The 6,731-nt window shown below is 69.4% G+C and carries 5 protein-coding genes; all 5 read left to right on the top strand.

What is annotated here, in order from left to right; genetic code table 11:
- Window positions 1-599 precede the first annotated feature (599 nt).
- The 5 genes from EEJ42_RS13610 to EEJ42_RS13595 all read left to right on the top strand — a co-directional run bounded on the left by EEJ42_RS13610 (window position 600) and on the right by EEJ42_RS13595 (window position 6,404).
- Window positions 600-1,352, top strand: a complete 753-nt coding sequence (locus tag EEJ42_RS13610; RefSeq protein ID WP_123100205.1) for a hypothetical protein — start codon at window positions 600-602, stop codon at window positions 1,350-1,352.
- 558 nt (window positions 1,353-1,910) lie between these two features.
- Window positions 1,911-2,477 carry a hypothetical protein gene (locus EEJ42_RS13605; protein ID WP_123100204.1) on the top strand — a complete coding sequence of 189 codons (567 nt, stop codon included), beginning with the start codon at window positions 1,911-1,913 and terminating at the stop codon, window positions 2,475-2,477.
- Window positions 2,478-3,636: 1,159 nt separating this feature from the next.
- Window positions 3,637-4,356 (top strand): PP2C family protein-serine/threonine phosphatase, encoded by a 720-nt coding sequence (locus EEJ42_RS13600; RefSeq protein ID WP_123100203.1) that lies wholly within the window; start codon window positions 3,637-3,639, stop codon window positions 4,354-4,356.
- 995 nt (window positions 4,357-5,351) lie between these two features.
- Window positions 5,352-5,528 carry a hypothetical protein gene (locus tag EEJ42_RS50835; protein ID WP_184503068.1) on the top strand — a complete coding sequence of 59 codons (177 nt, stop codon included), beginning with the start codon at window positions 5,352-5,354 and terminating at the stop codon, window positions 5,526-5,528.
- Between the two features lie 432 nt (window positions 5,529-5,960).
- The gene (locus EEJ42_RS13595) at window positions 5,961-6,404 is read left to right on the top strand and encodes a hypothetical protein (RefSeq protein WP_123100202.1); all 444 of its coding nucleotides are present in this window, start codon (window positions 5,961-5,963) and stop codon (window positions 6,402-6,404) included.
- Window positions 6,405-6,731: the final 327 nt, after the last annotated feature.

Below are 6,731 nucleotides of genomic sequence, written 5' to 3'. Positions count from 1 at the left end.
CCCGCTGAACCAGGGAGCGGGAGTTGCCCACCTAACCGAGCAGTCGGGGAAGGTGAGTGCGGCCGGGAACACCCTGCACGAGCCCGTTCGTGTGCGGCTGTGACGGCTCGCCGGGCCTTCGCCGTACACACGCCCCTACCGCACCGCGCAGCCCGGCTCCCGCGCCATTCGCCTCATGCCGTTGCCGTCACTTCCGCTGAAAGACTCTGCCCTGCCTCTGATCACCGGTATCGTCCTGCCGGACTACCTCGCCGCTCCCGCCGCCTAGCACGGTGGCCCATACCGAGCCGGTCGCCCGCGCTCTGGCGATCCTCACCGACAACCGGGTGCCGCTTGCCGCCTTCACCGCCACCAGAGATCGCATCACCGAAGGCGCCTACCTCGAGCCGCAGACTCTCCGCGACCGCGATACCGGCGACCGTGTGAATGGGCGACCGCCACGCCCCGTGGCCTGCCCGCTAAGCGAAGGAGCGGGGGTTGCGCCGCTTACCCCGCCGCCCCCGACGGTGAATCCGGCCGGAAACACCCCGGGGAGCCTCCCTCGTGCGCTGTGAGCGACCGGCCCCCTGTCCAGAAAACGAGGAAGACGGAGCTTCCCTATGACCGAGACTCATACGTACATCGTCGACGGCATCGCGGCCGGGCGGAGCACCTACCTGTACCCGAAGCCGATCATGGACACCCCTGCACTGGCCGAAGCGATCCGCGTGCAGCTTCGCACCTGGGCGACCAGCACGTTCGGGACCATCATTCCCGGCCCGGAAGAGATCCGCGAGGCGAATGCTGCTTCACGGATGGTCTTCGACGTGGCGGAACAGGCCCGGATATGGGGCGTCGATGAAGCCGAGGCGGACGTTGAAGCGTGGGGCATGGCGCACCTGTTCAACGCGGACGCCAACAGCATGCGCGCCGCTCAGGGACACGGTGACGCCTATCTGCTGGGGGCGCTGTACTCGCTAATCTGCGCCCGCGCCTATCTGCGAGATTCCTACACAGGCCGCTTCGCGCTCGACCCGTTCGCCTCCGACCTGCCCCAGATCGATGAGGCGGCGCTGAGCGAAACCATCCGGGTGCAGGTTGCCACATGGGCGCCCGAGACGTTCGGAACGATAGTGACCATCCCCGACCGGTGGGCTGTGTGTGAGGCCCCCGCCTTGTCCGACTTCATCGCGGACGTGATGCACGCGGGAGCAGGGAAGTACGGCGACATGGACGACGACGACAGCATGCGGGGGATGGCCCATCTGGCGAATGCCTACGGGCACGTACTGAAGGCCGCCTACGGGCACGGCGATGTGTATTTGTTTGCCGCCCTGGGATCGCTGGTGCTGGCCGCAGAGAACCTCGCCTGACNGCCTACGGGCACGTACTGAAGGCCGCCTACGGGCACGGCGATGTGTATTTGTTTGCCGCCCTGGGATCGCTGGTGCTGGCCGCAGAGAACCTCGCCTGACAGGTGCGCCCGGCCCGGCAAGGGCGGTGACCACCGCATCCCGCCCTCCCCGGGCCGCTACCGCCCTGTACGTGTGCAAGCCCGCGCCCCGGCCCGGCCGCGACTGTGGCTCTTAACCGACCGGCGCGCCCGTCCCGGCCCGGCCGTCGCGCGGTCCGCCTGGTCGACGGTTGTGTCGCTAGCCCAGCCGAGTACGACGGTCGGGTTGTTCAACACCACCCCTTGACACCTGCCGCCAAACCCCGGGGCGGCCTATCGACCGTCCTCCGGGCGCCGCCCCCCCCGGGGCCGAGCCGGCCCTGCCGCCGGGGCGGCCGGCCTCGTCGATACCGGGCCCGCCGCCGCATCACCAGCGTGCGGGCCGGCCTACCCTCCTGCCCGTCCGCCGGTCAGCCGTCCTGCGGACCAGCCTCTGACCGCCCACGATCCGGCCGGACACCACCACCCTGGAAACCCCATGACCACTTTGCCCAAGCCACTGCCAGACCAGTGGACGATCAACCTCCACTCGGTCGCAAACCTGACCATCCTCACCCTCAGAGACGGTGACGGAGTCCAGCGCGAGATCGGCTTTCACCTCCTCTCCGAGCCCCAGCCCGGCACAGCGGACCGCACCGTAGGTGCGGTGGAGGAGATCGTCGACCTCGAAGTGCGCGCCAGCGCACAGAAGCTGATCGACACCTTCTACGAGCGCACCGCGCAAGCCCAGGCGAACGCCGATGCCTTCGGCGTGACCGTGCCCGACCTGCAAAACCTCTTCGATCGGCTTCGAGTCGCCGTCCCCTGTGACGGGGTCCACCTTGCCGTGGACAACGAGACGCTGACCGTCGTCCTGAAGCTGACCGCCACAGGGGCAGCAGCAGGAACCCTGCTCTCCTTGGCCGCCCGATGGCCAGGCTCCGCCACCGCAGATGGACAGGCCGACGGCGTCACCAAGCACTTGGACGACCACGGCGAGCTGACGATGCACTTCGACCAAACGCGTGCCGAAGACTTTCTCACCTGGTACCGAGACCAGCCATGAGCACCCTGCTGTACATGTCCTTGTGACACACGGACGACCCACTGCGCCACCTCGGCGGCGCGTCTGGAGCTCCACGCCGAGGAAGCAAGCGACAGCAGCACCGGGAGGCCGTTGAGCGTGGACGGCGCTCCGACCCCAGCACCAGCCCCTCACGGACGCCATCACCCACCGGCCCCGCTCCGCACGCCGCGTGAGGTGAGGCCGCGCCCCTGGCGCCGTTGGTCGCCGTCCACCGCGTGGGCGAGCTCCTCAACCCCCAGCCCGGCCACCCACCGTGCCATCGACAGGTCCACCGCACCCGCGCCGATCTCAGGTGAAACCGGGTGCACCAGGTGATTGCGTGGCTTGGCCCCGACCGGGCCACGGTTCGGAAACCGGCCCGGGGGAGCGGTGACCATCCTTCCCGCCCCCTCGGGCCGTCTCACACCCCTTGGCCCGACTGGAGAATTCCGCCTCATGCCGAATGCCTCGCTTGGCCGCCCAGATCCGCAACGAGCTCACCGAGCGCCCTGAACCCCACGATCAGAACGACTGGTTCAAAGGTGAGGCCCTGCGCCCCGATGAAGACCTCAACGCCCCGTCCATTGCGGCACCACTGTGTGCGTCGCGGGGTACGCCGCCCACTTCACCGGCCACACCCTGCCCTCCTCCGGGATCGCTGTGGTGCCGGACACGAGCAGGCGCCATCACATCAAGCGGGTGGCTCAAGAGGAACTCGGCCTGACCGACACTGACGCCGACTGGCGCTTCCACCCCCAGGCGCACTCACCAGGAGGTTCTCGTCGCCCTCGATCAACTCGTCGGCGGTGCTGCGGGCATCGACGTTGAGGCCATCACGCCGCACATCAGCTGACCGCGCAGCAGCGGCCGCCCCCTCTTTTGCCCTTCCCCGGCGTCCTCATCGCGCCGACCGGTGAGGAGACGGCGACGGGCCCTGCTGCGTCCTGAGCCCGCAAACAGCCCCCCGCGCCCGGTCAGCCCGCACCTGACGGTTGCCCGGGGCGGGGTCGCCAGTTGCCGGGCTTGGTTGCCCGAGGGCCAGTGTGCGGACGGTAAGAACGGCTCCCGCCCCGGTAACCGGTCAGGTGTGGTCGAGCCCCCGGAGCGTCGACCACCTGAGATCTGGGAGAACCATCCACTCCAACCCAAGGAGCGCCTTATGGCCACCATCACCTCCACCGCCCAGCAGCTCGGTGACCGTGCCGTCCAGTGCGATGCGACCGGCATCTATACCCAGGCCGCCACGGGCGCGCGTTCCTACGTCCTCCTCGACGGCATCGGGACTTCCACCGCCGTGCAGAGGTGGACCCGCACCACGGCCCGGCGCCTCGCCCGCGCTGCGGCGACCGGCGGTGACGCCTACTGGGCTCTGCTCGCCGAGCATGCCCGCATCCGCGCCGAGCCCGACCGGCAGGGCTACAGCGCCTGGATGCAGCCCGGCGCGGTCGCAGTCATCGCGCTCGCCCTCCCTGGCCACCTCCTACAGATCGCCTGGTGTGGTGATGCCCGCGCTTACCTCCGCAGCCCGGACGCGCTCATCGTGCGCTGTCTGACCAGCGACCACAACCAGCGCAGGCAGAAGATAACCCGCGGCGAGACGGTGGAGGCCCGGCACCGGCACGTGGTGACTTCATACCTCGGGCACAGCTCTGAGGAGCCGCTCATCGGCTCCGTTACCGCTCCGGCCGAGGGTCGGCTCGTGCTGGTCTCGGACGGGACGTACGAGCCGCTGGAGGCCACGGGGCACAGCCTCGCTGGCTACCTCGACGGAACCCTCGGCCAGGCCGCACACGACCTGACAGCCGCTGCTGTACAGCTCGCCTGGGCGTCCGGGGAGCACCCGGACAACGCCACCGCTCTCGTGGCAGACCTTGATTGAGTAGAGCCAACGAGTCGGCCGTCGCAACACCCGCCTTGCGCGTGGGGCTGCGCCGGCCAGCCTGTGGCCAAGGTCACCACCGCCGACGGCACGGCCGACGGTATGCCGCTGCGGCTGGTGTTCGACGCCGAGACGGTGACCGACGCCCAGCAGGCGGCCGACGCCGCGTTCGTCGTCGGCAACCGCGAGGGCAGCGACGACCGCAGCCAGAACTGGCCCGCCGACGTCAGGTCCCTGTCGGTGGGCCAGTTCTCGCGGTCACCCTCCCCGGAGGGCCAACACCACCCACCTCACGATCGACTCGGCCAGCTTCTCCCGGGATCCAGCCGCCCGTGCTCCGCACGGACCTCCCCAGCACCTGCGCCACATCCCGCCCCGCCTGACCGGGAGCCAACACCCTCTCGTCCGCTCGGCCCGTCTCGCCACCTGGCGGGGACGGGCCCTTCCGCGCTCCCGCCCCACACCGCCCGGTATACGAACCACCCCGCCCCGTCGCCAGGCTACGAACCGAGTGGGGGAGTGGGGGTTATGTCGCTGATCCCGCAGTCCACGACAGTCCGTCCCGGCCGGGAGCGCCCCGCACGAACCTACTTCTCGTCCGGTTGTGTGCGACCGGCAACCGCCGGGCCGCGCCTCGCGTGGTCCTCGCGACGTGGAGGTCACTCGTGCCCCACCCCGGCTATCCTCGCCGATGCTGGGGCCGTGGCCGTATGACCCGCTCGCCGCCCGCTCGCGATGTACTCGATCGCCTGAACCCCACCGTGTAACGGCCTTACCGTCCGCCGGGATGGACGCCACCCGAACCACACCACCGCCTCGCACGAAAGACCTGGGTATGCCTCTCATCCGCGCTACAGCCCCGCGCCATCGTAGAGGCCCTCGTTGCCGACTGGGTAGGCGCCTACCACCTGCACCGGCTCAAGCCGGACTATGAAGGCGCGACCCGGTATCCGGTCTTCCGCCCGGAGCAGTCCCCTTTCAACGCCGGGCACGCGATGCAGACCGACCTCGGCAAGCCAGTGATCATCGCCACGATGGAGTTCGACGGTGACCGGGCCCTGGTGCTGATCGATGGTGTCCACCGTATATACCGGGCGATGATCGAAGACCGGTCGACGCTGTCCGCGTACATCCTGACCGTCACCGAAACCACGGAAGTCCGCGTCCACTGACGCCGCGTGCCGCACACGGAACACGGCGACTACCTCGCACGCAGCCAGCGCAACGGTGCCTGCATCGCGCTGATCGCACAACCCCCACTCCTACCGCTGACCACCAGGGCAGGCCGGATCGGTCCGGCCCACCCTCACGCTTCCCGGCCCCGGTTCCGCGCTCGTGGTGCCGGGGCCAGCTCATGCTCAGGAGCACCGTCCGACACGCCAGCACAAGCAACGGGCGCACGCCCGGCCGCCGGGCCTTGCGCGGCTTGCTCTCGCCCGGGGGAGTGTCGGTCTGGCCGGAAGGACGCTCCCGCAGGACGAGTGCTGCTCCGGCCGGGGCGTACCAGTTCTGGTCGATTCACCCCGGATGACGGGGCCGGGTCCACCGGGCGACTGGGGTGGTCGCCGGGCAGAAACGAACACCAAAAGAAATGGAGGGGCCACATGGCTACCAACCAGCGCAGCGCGTTCGCTGCCGAGGTCGCCCGCCTTGCCAGGAAGTACAAGGGCTCTGGCAGAGCCCAGACCACCACGAAGAACGGCTACACCGTCCTTTTCACCGGTATGTGGAATGACAACGTCGGCGCCATCGACATCACCGACCCGGACGGCCATAACGTCCGCCGCGCCGACGGCTGGAAGGTCGGCAAGACCGCCGAGGCCGCCAAGTCCCTGTGGGATGAGCTGGAGAAGGACAAGGCCAGCGCGGCCAAGCGCGAGCGCCTCGCGGGTCTTAAGTCCGTGAGCATCACCTCGACGGACGCCATCGGTCCGACGTTCAGCAGGGAGACCAGCAGGTATCACCTCACCCCCGAGCAGCTCGCCCAGCTGCTCGCGCAGGCCGAGCAGATGGCCGCCGCGAACGCGGCCGTCACCGCGGCCGAGTGAAAGAGGAACACAGACATGACCACCACCAGCAGCAGGCCGGCGATCCCCGGGCAAGACGCACCTTGACCAGCTCCGCGCCCACCAGGACCGGTTGCATCAATTGCTGACCATGTCGATCAACTGACCCTTCCGCCTACCGAGCACCGGTCCCGAACCTGCGGCATCCGCCCCGGGTCCGGGGCCGCTGTACGTCCAGCCGACCGTCGGGTCTTGCGCGGCTTGCTCCCGTCCGGGGCAGTGTTGGTCTGGCCGGAAGGACGCTCCCGCACCCCTCCACGTGCGGTCGAGCTCCCGGCCGACGGGCCGCCGCCCCCCCCCGGAGGCGGC

The sequence above is a fragment of the Streptomyces botrytidirepellens genome (genome assembly GCF_003721215.1).
In the GTDB taxonomy this organism is placed as follows: Bacteria; Actinomycetota; Actinomycetes; order Streptomycetales; family Streptomycetaceae; genus Streptomyces; species Streptomyces himastatinicus.
The sequence above is the reverse complement of the archived record's forward strand: the minus strand, read 5'-3'. Positions and strand labels throughout refer to the sequence as shown.

Excerpts from the sequence above, each read along its gene's own strand:
- EEJ42_RS13610 (WP_123100205.1), top strand. The coding sequence starts at position 600 with ATGACCGAGACTCATACGTACATCGTCGACGGCATCGCGGCCGGGCGG.
- EEJ42_RS13605 (WP_123100204.1), top strand. The coding sequence starts at position 1,911 with ATGACCACTTTGCCCAAGCCACTGCCAGACCAGTGGACGATCAACCTC.
- EEJ42_RS13600 (WP_123100203.1), top strand. The coding sequence starts at position 3,637 with ATGGCCACCATCACCTCCACCGCCCAGCAGCTCGGTGACCGTGCCGTC.
- EEJ42_RS50835 (WP_184503068.1), top strand. The coding sequence starts at position 5,352 with ATGCAGACCGACCTCGGCAAGCCAGTGATCATCGCCACGATGGAGTTC.
- EEJ42_RS13595 (WP_123100202.1), top strand. The coding sequence starts at position 5,961 with ATGGCTACCAACCAGCGCAGCGCGTTCGCTGCCGAGGTCGCCCGCCTT.